The following is a 17,030-nucleotide window of genomic DNA, read 5'->3' on the forward strand; positions in this document are numbered from 1 at the left end:
ATCAAATGGGTCCATTCCCTAAAAATTTTTTTTACTAAAATCTAATGAAAAGAGGCTACTGCCATGAAAAAGTCCGTTGTCTCAAAAGAGTACCAGAAGCTGCAGAAGGAAATTATTTCCTTGCAGGAACAATGGAAAACGTCCCTTGACCCTGACCGAATTCTTCCAAGGATAGATAAAGCAGCCATGGAATCAGGGGTGCCAGTCGTTGCATGGACGGCGATTGACTTTGACATACCCCTATTCTTACAGTGGATAGAGGATATAGGCAAGCTATTAGCGAATTATCAACCAGAGCTAGAAAAAACGATTGAAACAATCAAGGGGCTTTTAGATGAAGAGACAGCAAAACGCTGGATTGATGAAGCCTTCGCTTTTAACCATATGTATTTCGCCAGCTTTGCAGAGGAGCAAGAAATCGATGGATGGATTCCGCAATTCATCGCGGAAACGGTACTTCGTCCTTATTTGCAGCTGACTGCGGAAAAAGTCCAGGGGGAAATTCAGTACGCCGTTCATGGCGCCGGATGCCCTGTCTGCGGAGAACCGGTCCGGCTTGCACAGCTGGAAGACGGTGGGAAAAAGGTATTGCACTGTCCGCGCTGCCTAGCCCACTGGAATGATAAACGAATTACATGCTCCCATTGTGGCAATGAGGACCATGAAACAGTCCATTTCTTGACGATCGAAGGAGAGTCCGCAGCGCAAATCCAGGTTTGTGAAGAATGCAAAGGCTATACGAAAATAATTGATACAAGACAATATATTGTAAAGCCGACACCGGCAATGCTAGACTTGAATACAATCCACCTCGATTTTGTAGCACAGGAAAATGGCTACAAAGCCGCTGGGGAAACCAAACAGACAAATTAAAAGAGGTGCTGTCGGATGAAAGCCGGAGCGATTATTTTGGCAGGCGGCAAATCTAGCAGGATGGGAACGAATAAGGCTCTCCTGAAATTTCACGAAAAATCGAATATTGAGAGAATGAAGGATGAGTTACAGCAAGTATTTGATGATATAATTCTAGTAACGAATGATCCTGAAAGCTATCAGTTTTTACATCTGAAAAGTGTAACAGACCAGTATCCGGGTTCCGGGCCGCTTGCGGGCATCCATGCAGGGCTGGAAGCATCAGATTACGAAGAGAATTTCATCGTAGCCTGTGATATGCCGTTTGTATCTGCAGAGCTTGCCGGAAATCTTGTGAAAGCGCTCAAGCACCACGATGCCGTTGTGCCCGTCAGTGATGGCAGGGAGCATCCGCTTTTTGCGGCGTACCAAAAACGGGTTGCCCGCGATGCGGTGAAATGCCTCGAGGACGGCAACTTAAGGATCAGGCATATGCTTGCAAAACTGGATGTTCGCTACCTCGAGGACTCAGACTTGCAGCTGTATGGCGGCAGCAATCTGGAACGCATTTTTTTCAATATGAACCATCCCGAAGAATATGAAGCTGCGAAGAAATGGATGGAATCCGGGGAATAGTTTCAGGTGCCAGAAAGGAAGATAGCCAGCATGCAATTTTTCAAAGTGAAAACGGTTGAAGAGACATTTGCGTTAATCGATGAAAAAATTAGCAAAATCAAAGAAACCGAAGTTCGTGCGCTTGATGAGTCCCTTCATTCTATCCTGGCCGAGGACATCAAGGCCGATGAGAATGTACCGGGCTTTGACCGCTCTACCGTCGATGGGTATGCGGTCATCGCCAGAGACACCTATGGCTCATCGGAATCGATGCCGGGATTTCTAAATGTCACCGGAGAGATTCATATGGGCGAAGTGGCGATCAAACCAGTGGGCAGGGGAGAAGCCATTTATGTACCGACGGGCGGAATGCTTCCACCGGGCAGCGACAGCGTGCTAATGATCGAGCATTGCGAGGAAATCGGCGGGCTATTGAATACGTACAAGCAGATCGCTCCTGGCGAAAACGTTATCCGTACAGGCGAGGATATTCGCATCGGCGAGGTGCTGTTAACCGCAGGGACGAAATTGCGGCCGCAGGAACTGGGAGCCTTGGCGGCACTTGGTATTTCCGAGGTGAAGGTCTATCGCAAATTGAAAGCTGCTTACCTATCTTCAGGCGACGAAATCGTTCCTTTTGAAACCAAAACACTTGAAACTGGGCAAATCCGTGACATTAACTACCTGACTGTCAAAGGCTTGGCCAATGAATGGGACATCGAGCTGATGTATGGCGGCATCACCCGCGATGATTATCAGGAGTTTGCTAGCAAGGCACGTGAACTATATCAACAGGTGGACTGCCTTATTTTATCAGGGGGAAGTTCCGTTGGCACGAAGGACTACACAACGGAGGTCATCCAGTCCCTTGGAGCTCCAGGCGTGTTTGTCCATGGAATCTCAATCAAGCCAGGCAAGCCGACGATTTTGGCGGTAGCAGATGGAAAGCCGGTGATTGGATTGCCGGGGCATCCGGCATCGGCAATGATCATCTTCAAGCTGTTTGGCGAACAGATCTTCCGCAGGCTAAAAGGGGAAAAACAGGAACAGAAGCCCGAGCGGATTTTCGCTCGGATTGTTAAAAACATCGCATCCTCAGCAGGAAGATCCGATTATATCCGGGTCAGGCTGGAAAAAAAGGATGGGGAATGGTGGGCCGAGCCAATCATCGGCAAATCAGGGCTAATCACAACTTTGGTAAAAAGCGATGGAATCGTTGAGATTATTTCCGAAAAAGAGGGAATTTCTCAAGGCGATTACGTTCCAGTCATTTTGACGAGATAGGGGGAGCCGCATCATGGATAAAATCCGCTATAACCGAAAGATTTATCTAGAAGACAAGCCGCGCGCGCAAGCAAGGGAGGAAGTCCTGTCTGCATTTGACTTGCCCCAGAAAAAGGAATGGATTCCGGCTGCTGCTGCCCTTGGCCGTATTACTGCTGAACCTGTTTTCGCCAAGGTTTCGATGCCTTTTTACCATGCATCCGCGATGGATGGAGTTGCTGTCAACGCCGAGGATACGTATGAAGCCCATGAGCAGCGCCCGCTCCAGTTAAAAAAGGATGAGCAATTCACCTATGTTGACACCGGAAATGCCATCCCTCAGGAATTTAATGCCGTCATTATGGTCGAAAACATTCATGTTATCGACGATGAGACGATCGAAATCATCGAGCCGGCAACGCCATGGCAGCATATCCGCCCGATTGGCGAGGATATCGTTCAGGAGGAAATGCTGTTCACACAGGGGCATCAGCTGCGTCCTGCCGATCTTGGCGCACTGCTTGCCGCACAGGCCACCGAGGTATGTGTAGTGAAAAAGCCGCTTGTAACGATTATCCCAACAGGTAATGAACTGGTCAGCGCAGATGCATCGCTGTCGTCAGGCAGAATCATCGAATTCAATGGCACCGTTTTTAGCGCTTATGTAGAAGATTGGGGCGGCCAGCCTTTTTTGCATCCGATCGTTAAGGATGAACCGGAAAAAATCAGGGAAGCATTGCTGAACGCGGCTGACACATCTGAAATCGTTGTGATCAACGCAGGTTCTTCTGCAGGTTCAAAGGATTATACGGTACACATTCTGGAGGAGCTTGGCACTGTTTTTACCCATGGTGTTGCGACAAGGCCGGGCAAGCCTGTCATTTTGGGAAAAATAAAAGAGAAAGTGGTCGTAGGTGTTCCGGGTTATCCGGTTTCGGCCTATATGGCATTAGAGTGGTTTGTCAGGCCGCTTATTTGCAAGTATCTCGGGGTCCAAGAGCCAGAACGGGCAAAGCTGAAAGTCAAGCTTGGCCGCAGGATTGTCTCCACGATGGGGGCAGAGGACTTTGTCCGAATGAATATCGGCTATGTGAATGGACAATTTGTCGCCAATCCGCTGACGCGTGCGGCGGGCGTTACGATGTCGCTCGTGCGCGCGGACGGCTTGCTCGTCGTGCCGCCGGAAGAGTTGGGATACGAACAGGGAGACACTGTCGAGGTGGAGCTTTACAGACCGGTGGAAGAGATAAAAAATGCAATCGTCTTCAGCGGCAGCCATGACATGACAATAGACCTGCTATCCTCCCAGCTCAAAAATCAGCGCACCGATATGAAAATTGTTTCTTCCCATGTTGGCAGCATGGCCGGTTTGATGGCAATCAGAAAAGGAGAAGCCCATGTAGCGGGCATTCATTTGCTTGACCCAGAGACAAAGGAATATAATATTACCTATGTAAGGAAATTACTTGCTGGGCAAGACGCAGTCCTTTACCCCTTCTTGAAGAGAACGCAAGGCTGGATGCTTCCAAAAGGCAATCCGCTCGGAATTGAACATGTCAGCGACATCGCCGCGAAGAATGCCGATTATGCCAACAGGCAAAAAGGTGCCGGTACTCGTATATTGTTCGATTTATTGTTACGAGAAGCTGGCCTCGACGCAGACCAGATCAATGGGTATGACCGTGAAATGTTCTCCCATTTAAGCGTCGCTGCTGAAGTAAAGGGAAACGACAATGCCGCCGGACTCGGGATCTACCCGGCTGCCCGGGCAATGGGACTCGACTTCATCCCGGTTGCAGACGAAAGCTATGATTTGCTGATGACAAAAGCATTTTTCGAAAGTGAAAAGGGAAGATGGTTAACATCGGTGATTCAATCACACGCCTTCCAATTAGAAGTCGACAAAATCGGCGGATACGCTGTCGTCGAAAATCCTCAACCTATTTATTTTTAAAAGGCGTGGGGAAAGGGAAAAATCCAAAACATACATCCTGATCTGGATCAGTTTTATAGAGGTGATTTTGATGAATTTTGAAATAGCGAAAGATCCAATCAACGTTCAAGCGGTGATTGATAAAGTAATCCAGCGCGAAGCAGGGGCAATCACAACATTCATTGGCACTGTCCGTGAATGGACAAAGGGAAAGAAAACCGTTTACCTTGTATATGAAGCCTATGAGCCAATGGCTGTCAAAAAACTGGAGCAGATTGGCACGGAAATTCAGGAACGCTGGAGTGGTGCACAGGTCGCAATCACGCATCGGGTAGGCAAACTCGATATCACGGATATTGCGGTCGTGATCGCCGTTTCCACCCCTCACCGCAACGATGCCTATGAAGCCAATCGTTACGCGATCGAGCGCATCAAGGAAATCGTCCCAATCTGGAAGAAAGAGCATTGGGAAGATGGCGAAGAATGGATTGGCAACCAACTAGAAACTGTCCCATATCCGACAGGGAAACCGGAGGAGAAGGATTTCCATGAATAAACTATTATTTTTTGCCCACCTGCGAGACGAAGCTGGCCATGAATCAGTCGAAATCGATGCTGCAGGCAAGACAGTTGCTGAACTGAAGCAAATGGTTGCAGAAAAATATGGTGTCCAAAAGCTTGATAGTTCCATGACAGCGATCAATGAAGAATTTTCATCCAATGAGGAAGTCATTAAAGAAGGGGATACCATCGCCTTCATCCCGCCAGTTTCCGGCGGTTGATCGATAGCAAATACCCGTTCCGTTGACAGACTTGTCGATGGAATCTGGGCGTTTGTTTTACAGGAGGTAACACCTATGTCAGAAAGGTATTCACGCCAGACGCTGTTTCCTCCAATAGGAAAATCTGGGCAGGAAAAAATTCGCAGCAAGCATGTGCTGATGATTGGTGCAGGTGCCTTAGGATCAGGAAACGCCGAGCTGCTAGTGAGAGCTGGGATCGGCCGTCTGACGATAGTCGACCGTGATTATATCGAAGCAAGCAATCTGCAAAGACAGCAATTATACACCGAAGAGGATGTCGCTCAGAAGCTTCCCAAGGCTGCCGCAGCTGAAAAAAGACTGAAAGCCATCAATTCTGATGTGGAGATCTGTGCCTTGATCGCAGATGCCACTCCTGAAAAACTGGAGGAGCTAGTCGATGGTGTCGATTTAATCATCGATGCGACGGATAATTTTGAAACAAGAATGGCGATTAATGATATTTCGCAAAAGTACCAGATTCCGTGGATTTATGGTGCCTGTGTCGCCAGCTTTGGCATGAGTTTCTCGATCATTCCTGGAAAAACGCCATGTCTAAACTGCTTGCTGAAGACGATGCCGCTGCAAGGGATGACTTGCGACACAGGTGGCATCATTGGGCCTGCCGTACAAATGGTCATCGCCCATCAAGGAAGCGAAGCACTGAAAATTCTTGTCGAAGACTGGAATGCGCTCAGAACTTCTTTTGTCAGCTTTGATCTGTGGCGAAATCAGTATACAAGCATGAAAATGTCAAAAGCGAAGGATTCTGGCTGCCTCTCCTGCGGCGAAAATCCGACCTACCCTTATTTGGATGCGGAAAATAGGACGAAAACGACGGTTCTGTGCGGACGGGATACAGTCCAGGTGAGACCGCCGAAGCAGCAGCAGCTGAACCTTCAGGAAACGGCTGAAAAAATGAGGGATTTGGGTTATCAAGTAAAAGCAAACCCCTATCTAGTATCGGTCGAAATAGACGAAAACAGGATGGTCATTTTCCAAGACGGCCGGGCATTAATCCACGGAACGAAGGATTTGGCACAGGCACGCAGCATCTATCAGCGGTTTTTAGGCTAGAGAAACGCAAAAACCCCCTGCCGGCTTCCGGAGGGGGTTTTTTTGAAAATCGACGTTTGCTACCCTTGGTTTATTTTGCTTCATCCTTTGCAACAAGGACTAAGCGTCCCTTGTCCAATTCGGCTTCATACTGCTCTGCTTCTTGCTTTGTGAGTCCGAGTGATTCGAATTTACTGCGCAGCTCGTCCCCGCGTGATTTGAACAAATTGCCGATGGAATCAAAGAAGCCCTGTTCCTTGAAGCCGAGATCGCCTGTTTCGGTTGCCTCTGTCAGGTGCTCACTGCGGTCTTCCTCATGAGCGAATATATAAATATTTTCTTTTCCAAAACCTGCAGCCTCGAGCGAGCTGATTTTTCCCGTTGCCTGTACGCCGTTTTCAACGACTTCGACTTTTACCATGCTATCTTCCTCCTTAGTGGTTTTTCATCTATACTAGTTTGGGAAGCTGTTATAGCCTTCCACGTCTACACTATATATATAACCGATATACGCTCGTCTAAACTTGTTGGGAAAAATGTTCACATATCGTTATGGAAAGAAAGGAGCGACATTCAGGATGCAATTGCTGAAAAACGGGTGGGCATCCTTGTTGGCGGAGGAATTTGAAAAAGCCTATTACCTTGAATTAAGAGAATACATGATGGAAGAATACGAGAAGGAAACGGTCTATCCCGAGAAGGAAGACATCTTCAATGCATTGCTGTTTACCGACTATGATAAGGTGAAAGTAGTCATTCTTGGCCAGGATCCCTATCATCGACCAGGGCAAGCCCATGGTCTTAGTTTTTCGGTTAAACCAGGGGTTGCCGTCCCGCCATCCCTGCGAAATATTTTCAAGGAGCTGAAAGAGGACCTTGGCTGCAAAATTCCCAATCATGGCTATTTAAAAAACTGGGCAGACCAAGGTGTCCTGCTGTTAAATACGGTACTAACAGTCAGAAAGGGAGAAGCGCATTCCCACAAGGGGAAGGGATGGGAAATCTTCACCGATAAAGTTATCAAACTGTTGAATGAGCGTGAAGCACCAGTGATTTTCATCCTTTGGGGCAAACCAGCCGAAACGAAAAGGAAGTTAATTGATGAAAGCAAGCATAAAATCATCCAGTCTGCCCATCCAAGCCCATTGTCCGCTAGCAGAGGCTTCTTTGGAAGCAAACCTTTCTCTAAAGTGAATGAGATTTTGCGACAATCGGACAGACAGGAAATCGATTGGCAAATCGAAGATAGGTAATTGTTTCTTAAAAATTCGACATGTTCCACGTGAAACCGACAGCAACTTCCTCTACAGTCGAAAATAGTGCGGATATAAGGTAGAATGGAACCATACGACAACATAGAGTCTGATCTTACCCTATCAGCTAGCGCCCGTGGAGGTGAATGCATGAATATTTCTCTGCAGAAATTGCTTTTAAAAATGGAAGAAGAAGTAAGGATAGCCAAATCAGCACGATCAGAAGCTGCACAGCGAGAACGCATCCAGTCCATTAAAACGCTTTGTGAACTTGTTCTTGATGAACCAGGAGGATCCGGGCAAGGCCCAATCGTCCATCAGCCAGCTCAACCATTTATTCCTGCCCAACCACAGCAGCAACTGCCGGTGAGCCAGCCATCTCCAATCGCTCTGCAACCGAAAAAACTGGAAATGGATGATAACTCAAACGGAGATTCGCTATTCGATTTCTAAATTAAAAATAGAGGTGAAAACGATGAAAATTTTTATTATAATTGGAGCGATCAATGCCTTTCTTGCAGTCGCCCTAGGAGCTTTCGGTGCGCATGGACTGGAAGGCAAGGTGGAGCTGAAATATATTGAAATCTGGAAAACGGGTGTTACCTATCAGATGTTCCACGCAATCGGAATTTTATTCATTGGCGTGCTGCTAGGAAAACTCCCGGCAACTTCACTGCTAAACTGGTCAGGCTGGCTGATGCTGATCGGAATCATCCTATTTTCCGGAAGCCTGTATGCGCTAACGCTTACAAAAATCAGCATCCTCGGTGCCATCACCCCACTTGGCGGAGTATCATTCCTCGCCGCTTGGGTATTATTGATCATTGCCGCAGTTAAATACCTATAATAAGATGGGTTGTTTTTTCAGAGCCATTCGGCAATTTTCGGACTTTGAACGCTTTGAGTAATAAAAAAAACGGCCGAAGCCGCTTTGTAGGGTTGAGGATCTTTATCTAGGCGGGTAAGTTGTTAATCCAGGACCGCCTCCGTAGGGGTAATCATATTCGATTTCTTCATCAAACGTTACGTAATCCACGTAAATCATTGGCAATAGATAGCGTTTGCCCGTCTGTGGGTCACTGAGGATGAGATGATCCCTTCCAGCTGCTTCAATGATTCCTTGAAAAATTTTCGCATTCCACTCGGTGTTATTTTCGAAAGTCGCATACACTGTTGCCAGCTTTCCTTTGTTCAATCGAAGGATATTTTCGATATAGGATGCTTCGATTGGAAGCATTCCTGGTACCTGGACGCCTCCAACAGCACCTCCACCTCCACCAACACCAGGCATGAAACCGCCGGACTGGGCAGGGGGGAAGGGAGTACCTCCCTGCCCCATCTGTCCCATCTGTCCCATCTGTCCCATCTGAGCCATTTGCGGCATCTGTCCTGGTGCAGCCGATTTTTCCTCATTGCCGCTATAAGGCTGATACATCTGTGGAAACGCTCGGTAGTTATAGTAGGGATTATTGTATTGAGTCATTGCGTAGCCTCCTCAAAAATGATTTCTTTCTCAACTAAGCTTTAATAGGATAGAGTACAAGTAACCGATCCTCACTAGTTCATCATATGAGGGAAGTAGCATTTTATGACTCAAACATTTTAAACGAACAGACAAAAAACCCCCAAGCATTTGCTTGGGGGTTTTCTTATCTTTTAAACATTCAGGAATGCAGGGATGCGGTCTTCTTCTAGCAGAGTTCCTACGAAGAAGGATCCGAATTCGCCGTAGCGGGCGCTGACTTCATCAAAGCGCATTTCATAAACAAGCTTCTTGAATTGCAGGACATCGTCAGCGAACAAGGTGACGCCCCATTCATAGTCGTCGAAGCCAACGGAGCCGGTGATGATCTGCTTTACTTTGCCTGCATACTGGCGGCCGATCATGCTGTGGCTGCGCATCATATTGCGGCGATCCTCCATTGGGAGCATATACCAGTTGTCTGCACCTTGGCGGCGCTTGTCCATAGGATAGAAGCAAACATACTTAGCCTTTGGAAGTTCAGGGTAAAGGCGGGCAAGGATTTGCGGGTTCTGATATGGATCTTCGCCAGCTGGCAGATAGTTGCTCAGCTCGACAACTGAAACATAAGAATGAGCAGGAAGCGTGAATTCAGCAAGTCTCGATTTGTTGAATTCTGTTTCGATCTCATTTAATTCTTCCATCGTTGGGCGCAGGATCATCATCATGAAGTCTGCTTTTTGGCCGACAATCGTATACAGGGCATGACTTCCTTGTTTATCAGTCTGAGTCTTGTTCCATTTTTCCACCAGACCTAGAAATTCTTGGATGATTTCCTGGCGTTCTTCAGCCGGAATCATCTTCCAGGTTATCCAATCAACCGTGCGGAAATCATGTAGGGAATACCAGCCATCTAAAGTCTGTGCTGCATCAGTCATTTCTATCACTCCTAAAAATAAATTATACCAATATCATAGCATAGTTTCTCCTTTCGCCATGTTAATATTACCCGGGATTGTTTATCCTGTTTGGAAAAAGGATATTTTGTTAAGGATTGCAAATAGTAAAAGAAGCACGGAACATGTAGGAAAATTTTTAATAAAAAGATTTCAAGGGTGAAAGCGGTATCACTCTTGTATTTTAATGGCGGTAAAGTATGCTAATAGTATAGATTAAAGGAGGATTCAGCATGAGTGATTTATTTGAAGGCTTGAAAGCCAAATTAACCGGTCAAAATTCACGGATCGTGTTTCCGGAAGGACTCGACGAACGGATTTTGACAGCAGCCGGAAAACTAGCTGCAGACGGCGTATTAACCCCGATTTTAATAGGAGATATTAAACAAATCCAGGCGAAGGCATCAGACTTGGATGTATCGCTTGACGCAGCAGAAATATATGATCCTGCCAACTTCGCGATGATGGACGAGCTTGTCGCAGCCTTTGTGGAAAGACGGAAAGGGAAAGCTACAGAGGAGCAAGCGCGCAAAATTCTGCTTGATGAAAACTATTTTGGCACAATGCTGGTGTACTCAAACAAAGCAGACGGCCTTGTCAGCGGGGCAGCCCACTCGACTGCGGACACGGTAAGACCGGCATTGCAGATCATCAAAACAAAGGAAGGCGTAGGCAAGACATCTGGAGTTTTCATTATGGTTCGTGAAGAGGAGAAGTATGTATTCGCCGACTGTGCGATCAATATTGCTCCCGACAGCCAGGACCTTGCTGAAATTGCGGTTGAAAGTGCGAAGACAGCCAGAATGTTCGATGTGGAACCGCCGCGCGTGGCAATGCTTAGCTTCTCCACAAAAGGCTCAGCTGTCTCCCCAGAAACGGAAAGGGTATCAGCAGCAGTAGCCGAAGCCAAGCTCCGTGATCCGCTGCTAATTGTTGATGGAGAGTTCCAATTCGACGCCGCCTTCGTTCCATCGGTTGCAGAGAAGAAAGCTCCAGATTCAGCGATCATGGGCAACGCCAATGTGTTCGTATTCCCAAACCTTGAGGCAGGGAATATCGGCTATAAAATCGCACAGCGCCTTGGCGGATTTGATGCAATTGGACCGATTTTGCAAGGGCTGAACCGCCCGGTAAACGATTTATCGCGCGGCTGCAGTGAAGAAGATGTGTACAAGCTGGCACTGATCACAGCAGCACAGGCGTTAACTAAGTAAAAAGAATAGATTCTCGGCTGGTCGGAATTTTTCGATCGGCTTTTTTCAGCAGCTTCAACGAAAAAAAGCTAAAGGTAGAAAAGAGGAAATTGCGATGGATGAGGCGCTTAGTTTACTGCGTCAGGATAAATGGAGAGTGATCGACCAGTCAGCTCTTGGCCCTGAATTTCATGCCCTGCAGTCATTCGGGACGGACGATACATTATGTGAATCGGTCGGAAAAGGCGAGTCACCGGCAACGGCGAGAGCATGGGTTCATCATGACACAGTCGTCCTTGGAATCCAGGATACAAGGCTTCCCTATATCGAGGAAGGTCTCGACTACCTCGAAAGGCAAGGGTACAAGTATATTGTCCGCAACTCGGGTGGTCTTGCCGTCGTGCTGGATGAAGGAGTCCTCAATCTTTCGCTCGTTCTCCCTGAAAAGGAAAAAGCGATCGACATCAATCGCGGCTATGATGCCATGTGGTTATTGGTCAAGGAGTTGTTCGCTGATTTCAACAAAAGCATAGAGGCTAGGGAAATTGCTGCATCCTATTGTCCTGGAAGCTATGATCTGAGCATCGGCGGGAAAAAATTCGCCGGAATCTCGCAGCGCCGTCTGAAAAAGGGGGTCGCTGTGCAAATCTATCTTTGTGTCTCAGGGAAGGGCAGCCAGAGGGCTGAATTGATCCGTCTGTTTTATGAACGCGCCATTAACGGAGAAAGGACGAAATTTACCTATCCAAAAGTCCAGCCAGAAGTGATGGCCTCCTTGTCCGAATTATTCGGAGTGGAACTCACCATTCAAGATGTGATGCTGCGGCTGTTAACATTCCTGCAAGCAAACAGCAACGAGCTCACCTCAGGATTTTTGAACGGAGACGAGTTGATTCTATTTGATCATTATTACCAGCGAGTGATCGAACGGAATGAAAAATTTTTGGAATAGGCGACAAGAAAAGCTGGGAATCGAATGATCCCAGCTTTTTTAAAAACATAGAGGCAGTTGTTGCCATCTTCTCCTTCTCTATCTTCTGTGATGATTGGAGCGTTATTCGGCTACTTTTTCGAGATTGCCATTGCGGTCCATCTTAAACTTGGTTGCTGATCGCTCTTCCTCATCAAACAGGGCGAGTTTGCGGGCCCGGTTCATGATTTTCATGAGCGTTTCGTAATCTTCCTGCATGGTGTTCGTATTTTCCTCGAGACTGGTGATTTTGTTCTGCAAGTCTTCATTTTGTTTTCTTAAACTATTGATTTCTCGTTTCAATCTTTCATTCTCGCTCTTATAAATGTCAATCTGGAGCGATGAACCGCTCAGGCTTTGCAGATAGGCGATGACATGTCCCATCGTTAATCCAGTTGGCGGAACGGTGTAGCGGACAGGTGCTGTACGAGATACAGGTGTTTCGACCGTTTTCGCTGGTATTTCGGCCAGCTCTTCGGCTGTTTCTACTGAATAATCCTTCGGGGTCTTGTCCTTGTTCACAAACTCTTGCATTTCGGCCATCAGTGCAGCGTCGATCTGCTTGTCGTCCTGTTCCAGTATCGATAAATCGAAGCTTGGCTGGTCACCATTGTTTAATTCTGCTGCTGGCAAGGATGCTGTTAAACTGTCATCTATGGTTGGAACCGGTGGATTGTAGAGCAGTTTCTTTTTACCGCTCTGATCTTTTCCTAGGATTCTCTGTCTCTGTTTCCGCTGCTTTTTGGCAAGTTGCAAGGCTTTTTCATAGCTATGCCGCACGACGGCGTTCCAGCGGAATCCGCAGGCGGCGGAAGTGCGGTCCAGCTTGTCGCCCACCTCTTCAAAAGCATTTAATTGGGTGCTTCCTTCCCTTACATGGCGGAGCACGGTTTCAGCCAGCAGTAAATCATTTTCCTCTGTCCAGGCATCTTGACGTGTTTTCATCATTTTTCAACTCCCTTTTAAAACTTATAATTCAAGCTTGTCCGGAAATTGGAAACCTTATACATCGTATAATGGAAGGATAGTAGATTTTTTGCCGGAAATACATGTTTTCCATATAGCTAGATAAGCAAATAGGCCTGTTCAACGGCTTGCAATCAAGTACAATTAGAGGTAAAATACGCTTTAGTCAAAAAGAAAAGCGCGGCCGCCTTGCACAGCTACAAGCAAACGATGGAACAGGTTAGGCTGGTAAAGAACGGCGAGTTTGTAAAGAAAGGATTGTCTTAAATGGCAAACGAATTTCGTGTTTGCGACGATTGTCAGGCCGTAAACCTTAAAACATTGTTTCCGAAGCTCAAGCAGCTCGATCCTCAAGCAACGATTGAAATCGGCTGCCAGTCCTACTGTGGACCAGGCAGGAAGAAGACATTCGCATTCGTCAACAATCGTCCCGTCGCTGCACTAACCGAGGAAGAATTGATAGAAAAAGTACAGAAGAAGCTTAAATAAACTTTTTCAAAAAAAAAGCAAATCACCTTTATAATGAGGTGATTTTTTTAAACATATTTGCTGCATTTTTTGTAAAAATTTGCAGAAAACCGTGATGATTTGACGAAGGAAACAAGCTATAATGGAAACAAGCTAATCAGGGAGAAGGAGAACGATGGAATATTCGGAAGAAAAATTATTTGAAGAAAAAGTATTCAAAGATCCAGTACACCGGTATGTCCATGTCCGTGACCGGGTGATCTGGGATCTGATCGGGACGAAGGAGTTCCAGCGTTTGAGAAGGATCAAGCAGCTCGGCACAACGTATTTGACCTTCCACGGAGCTGAGCACAGCCGTTTCAACCATTCACTCGGTGTCTATGAAATCACCCGGCGGATCGTGGATAATGTGTTTGCTTCCCGTCCTGAATGGAACGAGGGGGAGCGCCTGCTTTCTTTATGCGCCGCCCTGTTACATGATTTAGGCCATGGACCGTTCTCCCACTCGTTCGAGAAAGTTTTCGACCTCGATCACGAAGATTTCACAAGGAAAATCATTCTTGGCGATACAGAAGTGAACCAAGTTCTTTCAAGGGTGGCGGTAGATTTTCCGAGAAAGGTAGCCGAAGTAATCGAAAAAACGTATGAAAATAAGTTGATCATCAGCTTGATTTCGAGTCAGATTGACGCAGACCGGATGGACTACCTGCAGAGAGATGCCTATTTTACAGGAGTCAGCTACGGACATTTTGATATGGAACGAATTTTGCGTGTCATGCGACCGCGGGAAGATCAGGTCGTCATCAAGCAGAGCGGGATGCATGCTGTCGAGGACTATATAATGAGCCGCTACCAAATGTACTGGCAAGTCTACTTCCATCCTGTGACAAGAAGTGCGGAGGTCATCCTGTCGAAGATCCTGCACCGTGCCAAACACCTTCATGAACAAAACTATACATTTAAACATAAACCGCACCATTTTTACTCGATTTTTGAGGATCGAATCTCCTTGCAAGACTATTTAAAATTAGACGAGGCAGTCTTTCTCTATTATTTTCAAATATGGGAAGAAGAGGAGGACCAGATTCTCAGCGATTTGTGCCGCCGCTTTAATAATCGCAATCTGTTTAAATATGTCGAGTTCGACCCTGCAAAAGAATACAAGAAGCTGGCAAAGCTTTCGGTGCTGTTCGAGCAGGCAGGGATTGACCCGGAATACTATCTGGTAGTCGATTCTTCTTCAGACCTTCCATATGATTTTTACCGTCCTGGCGAGGAGGAAGAACGCCTGCCAATCCACCTGCTGAAAAAGAATGGGGAGATCCGCGAACTGTCTCGTGAGTCTGAGATTGTCGACGCCATTTCTGGTAAAAGGCGGACAGATCATAAATTATATTATCCAGCCGATTTTTTGGAAAAGGAAAAAGCACGACCTGAAATGATGCAGATTGCACAGATTCTTGAGCTGAACTTAGACAATGGGACCATTTGATACAGGAGTTGACGCGTTTTGTTAAAAGACCACGCTAAAATCATACATGCCATTTCCGTTTCTGGAGAGGTCACTGGCAGGAAAAAACTGCAGAAAATGATCTATATCGCCAAAAAGCTGGACTTTCCGTTCCAGGAACGCTTTCAGTTTCATTTTTACGGACCGTATTCGGAAGAGCTGACTTTACGAGTGGAAGAGCTTTGCAATATGGGCTTTTTGGAAGAAGTGAAAGAAAAGAAAGGTGGCTATTACCAGTACCGCTACACCCTAACAGAAGCTGGCCAGGAATTCCTCGGAGAGAACAGCGTCGAGATGCCACGGCTACATGATTGTCTGACCGATATCAACGGACAAAATGCCAGATTCCTTGAACTCGTTTCCACTGTTTTGTATTTTGATAACTTGTCAGAAGCCGAGGTCCGGGAAAAAATCCAAACCGTGAAAAAAAGCCAGAAATACAGCAACGAAGAAATCGACGAAGCTTACTCATATATAGCGAGTTTAAAAAATAAGTCCAGGCAATAGTTTTTAATGAATCGAGTATGGAACCTAATCTAAGGTTTTGTGCTCGATTTTTTTATAAAAAAGAGAGATATATGCCCGGAATACAGAAATAGAAGGAAACTAGTCACACATGTACCCGTGAAAAGAGGAAACGGCGGTTCACGGTCACATACAAGGGAAACATGTGCCCGGGAAAAGAGGAAACAGCGGTTGACGGTCACATACAAGGGAAACATGTGCCCGGGAAAAGAGGAAACAGTGGTTGACGGTCACAAGAAAGGGAAACATGTGCCCGTGAAAAGAGGAAACGGCGGTTCACGGGCACATAAAAGGGAAATATGTGCCCGTGAAAAGAGGGAACAGCGGTTCACGGGCACATACAAGGGAAACATGTGCCCGTGAAAAGAGAAAACAACGGTTCACGGTCACATAAAAGGGAAATATGTGCCCGTGAAAAGAGGAAACAGCGGTTCACGGTCACATACAAGGGAAACATGTGCCCGTGAAAAGGGGAAACAGCGGTTCACGGGCACATACAAGGGAAATATGCGCCCGTGAAAAGAGGAAACAGCGGTTCACGGTCATAAGAAAACATTTTTTCCTATATACTAAAATTTAGACAAGAAGGGAGGAGAAATAGATTGTTAAATAGAATTTTTTAGTATAAAAATATTAAATATTATTTTTATATTTCAAAGACGAGGAGGAAAAAGATATGGAAAGAAAATTAGTAGCTGCTTTAACTATCATTGTTTTAATAGTTTTAAGTCTGCTTGCTTTCATGTTTTCCAATTCGTCTGGAGACACAGTTAGCAATGAGAGTGAGAATAGCATGGAAGGTATCATAGCACAAATAAAAGACGGGCAAATATTGCTCGTGCGTGGACTAACAAGTGAGGAAATTAATGAATTATTGTCTGAACAAGAAATAATAACAAGAGCTGAAAGTGCAACTTACTTCGAGTTAACACAAGATCAGCAAGTTGATAATTTAAAGATTGGAATGGCAGTAAGGGTTTGGTATGAAAATTTAGATACTTCAAATCCAGCTTACGGAGTTAGCAAGAAAGTAGAGATTTTAGATTAATTAGTACTTAATTATCTTGAGGAGGAGACAAGTTGATAAATAATAGTCTTATAAAATTTTTATTTACTTGACTCTTGCAAAAAAGTTGTCGCCTTGAGTTTTGTAGAGAACACTCAGATGCTAAGAACTTTTGTCGATTAAGAAAAATAAAAAAGGACAT

At 46.0% G+C, this 17,030-nt stretch carries 20 protein-coding genes; 16 read left to right on the forward strand and 4 right to left on the reverse strand.

Annotation, left to right across the window (positions count from 1 at the left end):
- Positions 1 to 63 precede the first annotated feature (63 nt).
- The 7 genes from J2S25_RS11350 (at position 64) to J2S25_RS11380 (ending at position 6,540) form a co-directional block, all read left to right on the forward strand.
- Positions 64 to 873 (forward strand): formate dehydrogenase accessory protein FdhE, encoded by an 810-nt coding sequence (locus J2S25_RS11350; RefSeq protein WP_307191943.1) that lies wholly within the window; start codon positions 64 to 66, stop codon positions 871 to 873.
- A gap of 15 nt (positions 874 to 888) precedes the next feature.
- Positions 889 to 1,488, forward strand: a complete 600-nt coding sequence (gene mobA, locus J2S25_RS11355) for a molybdenum cofactor guanylyltransferase (RefSeq protein WP_307191944.1) — start codon at positions 889 to 891, stop codon at positions 1,486 to 1,488.
- A gap of 30 nt (positions 1,489 to 1,518) precedes the next feature.
- On the forward strand, positions 1,519 to 2,751 hold the full coding sequence (locus tag J2S25_RS11360) for a molybdopterin molybdotransferase MoeA (RefSeq protein WP_307191945.1): 1,233 nt from the start codon (positions 1,519 to 1,521) through the stop codon (positions 2,749 to 2,751).
- 13 nt (positions 2,752 to 2,764) lie between these two features.
- A complete protein-coding gene (locus tag J2S25_RS11365) occupies positions 2,765 to 4,684 on the forward strand; it encodes a molybdopterin biosynthesis protein (protein WP_307191946.1) in 1,920 nt (639 codons plus the stop codon).
- 70 nt (positions 4,685 to 4,754) lie between these two features.
- Complete coding sequence (locus J2S25_RS11370) at positions 4,755 to 5,219, forward strand: molybdenum cofactor biosynthesis protein MoaE (RefSeq protein ID WP_044393679.1); 465 nt, start codon at positions 4,755 to 4,757, stop codon at positions 5,217 to 5,219.
- Entirely contained in the window at positions 5,212 to 5,445 is a 234-nt protein-coding gene (gene moaD / locus J2S25_RS11375; RefSeq protein ID WP_307191947.1) for a molybdopterin converting factor subunit 1, read from the forward strand. Before J2S25_RS11370 ends, moaD begins: the two co-directional genes overlap by 8 nt.
- 75 nt (positions 5,446 to 5,520) lie before the next feature.
- Positions 5,521 to 6,540, forward strand: coding sequence for a thiazole biosynthesis adenylyltransferase ThiF (locus J2S25_RS11380; protein ID WP_307191948.1), 1,020 nt, complete (start codon positions 5,521 to 5,523; stop codon positions 6,538 to 6,540).
- Between the two features lie 70 nt (positions 6,541 to 6,610).
- Here J2S25_RS11380 and J2S25_RS11385 read toward each other — a convergent pair whose 3' ends face one another.
- Positions 6,611 to 6,940: a YflT domain-containing protein gene (locus J2S25_RS11385; protein ID WP_307191949.1), complete on the reverse strand. Its 330-nt coding sequence runs from the start codon at positions 6,938 to 6,940 to the stop codon at positions 6,611 to 6,613.
- A gap of 157 nt (positions 6,941 to 7,097) precedes the next feature.
- Here J2S25_RS11385 and J2S25_RS11390 point away from each other — a divergent pair, with 157 nt between their 5' ends.
- The 3 genes from J2S25_RS11390 to J2S25_RS11400 all read left to right on the forward strand — a co-directional run bounded on the left by J2S25_RS11390 (position 7,098) and on the right by J2S25_RS11400 (position 8,619).
- Entirely contained in the window at positions 7,098 to 7,772 is a 675-nt protein-coding gene (locus tag J2S25_RS11390; protein ID WP_307191950.1) for a uracil-DNA glycosylase, read from the forward strand.
- A gap of 150 nt (positions 7,773 to 7,922) precedes the next feature.
- Positions 7,923 to 8,225, forward strand: coding sequence for a YwdI family protein (locus tag J2S25_RS11395; protein ID WP_307191951.1), 303 nt, complete (start codon positions 7,923 to 7,925; stop codon positions 8,223 to 8,225).
- Positions 8,226 to 8,247: 22 nt separating this feature from the next.
- The gene (locus J2S25_RS11400; RefSeq protein WP_307191952.1) at positions 8,248 to 8,619 is read left to right on the forward strand and encodes a DUF423 domain-containing protein; all 372 of its coding nucleotides are present in this window, start codon (positions 8,248 to 8,250) and stop codon (positions 8,617 to 8,619) included.
- 102 nt (positions 8,620 to 8,721) lie between these two features.
- Here J2S25_RS11400 and gerQ read toward each other — a convergent pair whose 3' ends face one another.
- The gene (gene gerQ / locus J2S25_RS11405; protein WP_307191953.1) at positions 8,722 to 9,255 is read right to left on the reverse strand and encodes a spore coat protein GerQ; all 534 of its coding nucleotides are present in this window, start codon (positions 9,253 to 9,255) and stop codon (positions 8,722 to 8,724) included.
- 173 nt (positions 9,256 to 9,428) lie between these two features.
- Positions 9,429 to 10,172, reverse strand: coding sequence for a hydrogen peroxide-dependent heme synthase (hemQ, locus tag J2S25_RS11410; RefSeq protein WP_307191954.1), 744 nt, complete (start codon positions 10,170 to 10,172; stop codon positions 9,429 to 9,431).
- Between the two features lie 251 nt (positions 10,173 to 10,423).
- Between hemQ and pta the strand changes: the two genes are divergently transcribed.
- Positions 10,424 to 11,404 (forward strand): phosphate acetyltransferase, encoded by a 981-nt coding sequence (gene pta, locus J2S25_RS11415; protein WP_307191955.1) that lies wholly within the window; start codon positions 10,424 to 10,426, stop codon positions 11,402 to 11,404.
- A 94-nt stretch (positions 11,405 to 11,498) separates the two neighbouring features.
- Positions 11,499 to 12,335: an octanoyl-[GcvH]:protein N-octanoyltransferase gene (gene lipL / locus J2S25_RS11420; RefSeq protein ID WP_307191956.1), complete on the forward strand. Its 837-nt coding sequence runs from the start codon at positions 11,499 to 11,501 to the stop codon at positions 12,333 to 12,335.
- Between the two features lie 102 nt (positions 12,336 to 12,437).
- Here lipL and J2S25_RS11425 read toward each other — a convergent pair whose 3' ends face one another.
- Positions 12,438 to 13,298 carry an RsfA family transcriptional regulator gene (locus J2S25_RS11425; protein ID WP_307191960.1) on the reverse strand — a complete coding sequence of 287 codons (861 nt, stop codon included), beginning with the start codon at positions 13,296 to 13,298 and terminating at the stop codon, positions 12,438 to 12,440.
- Between the two features lie 288 nt (positions 13,299 to 13,586).
- Between J2S25_RS11425 and J2S25_RS11430 the strand changes: the two genes are divergently transcribed.
- The 4 genes from J2S25_RS11430 to J2S25_RS11445 all read left to right on the forward strand — a co-directional run bounded on the left by J2S25_RS11430 (position 13,587) and on the right by J2S25_RS11445 (position 16,870).
- Positions 13,587 to 13,808: a YuzB family protein gene (locus J2S25_RS11430; RefSeq protein WP_307191957.1), complete on the forward strand. Its 222-nt coding sequence runs from the start codon at positions 13,587 to 13,589 to the stop codon at positions 13,806 to 13,808.
- A 154-nt stretch (positions 13,809 to 13,962) separates the two neighbouring features.
- On the forward strand, positions 13,963 to 15,279 hold the full coding sequence (locus J2S25_RS11435; RefSeq protein WP_044393702.1) for an HD domain-containing protein: 1,317 nt from the start codon (positions 13,963 to 13,965) through the stop codon (positions 15,277 to 15,279).
- Between the two features lie 18 nt (positions 15,280 to 15,297).
- Positions 15,298 to 15,804, forward strand: coding sequence for a YwgA family protein (locus J2S25_RS11440; protein ID WP_044393704.1), 507 nt, complete (start codon positions 15,298 to 15,300; stop codon positions 15,802 to 15,804).
- A 694-nt stretch (positions 15,805 to 16,498) separates the two neighbouring features.
- Positions 16,499 to 16,870, forward strand: a complete 372-nt coding sequence (locus J2S25_RS11445; protein WP_044392789.1) for a YobA family protein — start codon at positions 16,499 to 16,501, stop codon at positions 16,868 to 16,870.
- Positions 16,871 to 17,030: the final 160 nt, after the last annotated feature.

Origin of the sequence: Mesobacillus stamsii, from assembly GCF_030814065.1 — a bacterium.
GTDB classification, from domain to species: Bacteria; Bacillota; Bacilli; order Bacillales; family Cytobacillaceae; genus Mesobacillus; species Mesobacillus stamsii.

Coding starts and splice junctions, on each gene's coding strand:
- J2S25_RS11435 (WP_044393702.1), top strand. CDS start 13,963: ATGGAATATTCGGAAGAAAAATTATTTGAAGAAAAAGTATTCAAAGAT.
- J2S25_RS11380 (WP_307191948.1), top strand. CDS start 5,521: ATGTCAGAAAGGTATTCACGCCAGACGCTGTTTCCTCCAATAGGAAAA.
- J2S25_RS11425 (WP_307191960.1), bottom strand. CDS start 13,298: ATGAAAACACGTCAAGATGCCTGGACAGAGGAAAATGATTTACTGCTG.
- J2S25_RS11445 (WP_044392789.1), top strand. CDS start 16,499: ATGGAAAGAAAATTAGTAGCTGCTTTAACTATCATTGTTTTAATAGTT.
- J2S25_RS11385 (WP_307191949.1), bottom strand. CDS start 6,940: ATGGTAAAAGTCGAAGTCGTTGAAAACGGCGTACAGGCAACGGGAAAA.
- J2S25_RS11395 (WP_307191951.1), top strand. CDS start 7,923: ATGAATATTTCTCTGCAGAAATTGCTTTTAAAAATGGAAGAAGAAGTA.
- J2S25_RS11365 (WP_307191946.1), top strand. CDS start 2,765: ATGGATAAAATCCGCTATAACCGAAAGATTTATCTAGAAGACAAGCCG.
- hemQ (WP_307191954.1), bottom strand. CDS start 10,172: ATGACTGATGCAGCACAGACTTTAGATGGCTGGTATTCCCTACATGAT.
- J2S25_RS11350 (WP_307191943.1), top strand. CDS start 64: ATGAAAAAGTCCGTTGTCTCAAAAGAGTACCAGAAGCTGCAGAAGGAA.
- J2S25_RS11370 (WP_044393679.1), top strand. CDS start 4,755: ATGAATTTTGAAATAGCGAAAGATCCAATCAACGTTCAAGCGGTGATT.
- J2S25_RS11400 (WP_307191952.1), top strand. CDS start 8,248: ATGAAAATTTTTATTATAATTGGAGCGATCAATGCCTTTCTTGCAGTC.
- mobA (WP_307191944.1), top strand. CDS start 889: ATGAAAGCCGGAGCGATTATTTTGGCAGGCGGCAAATCTAGCAGGATG.
- lipL (WP_307191956.1), top strand. CDS start 11,499: ATGGATGAGGCGCTTAGTTTACTGCGTCAGGATAAATGGAGAGTGATC.
- J2S25_RS11430 (WP_307191957.1), top strand. CDS start 13,587: ATGGCAAACGAATTTCGTGTTTGCGACGATTGTCAGGCCGTAAACCTT.
- gerQ (WP_307191953.1), bottom strand. CDS start 9,255: ATGACTCAATACAATAATCCCTACTATAACTACCGAGCGTTTCCACAG.
- J2S25_RS11360 (WP_307191945.1), top strand. CDS start 1,519: ATGCAATTTTTCAAAGTGAAAACGGTTGAAGAGACATTTGCGTTAATC.
- pta (WP_307191955.1), top strand. CDS start 10,424: ATGAGTGATTTATTTGAAGGCTTGAAAGCCAAATTAACCGGTCAAAAT.
- J2S25_RS11390 (WP_307191950.1), top strand. CDS start 7,098: ATGCAATTGCTGAAAAACGGGTGGGCATCCTTGTTGGCGGAGGAATTT.
- moaD (WP_307191947.1), top strand. CDS start 5,212: ATGAATAAACTATTATTTTTTGCCCACCTGCGAGACGAAGCTGGCCAT.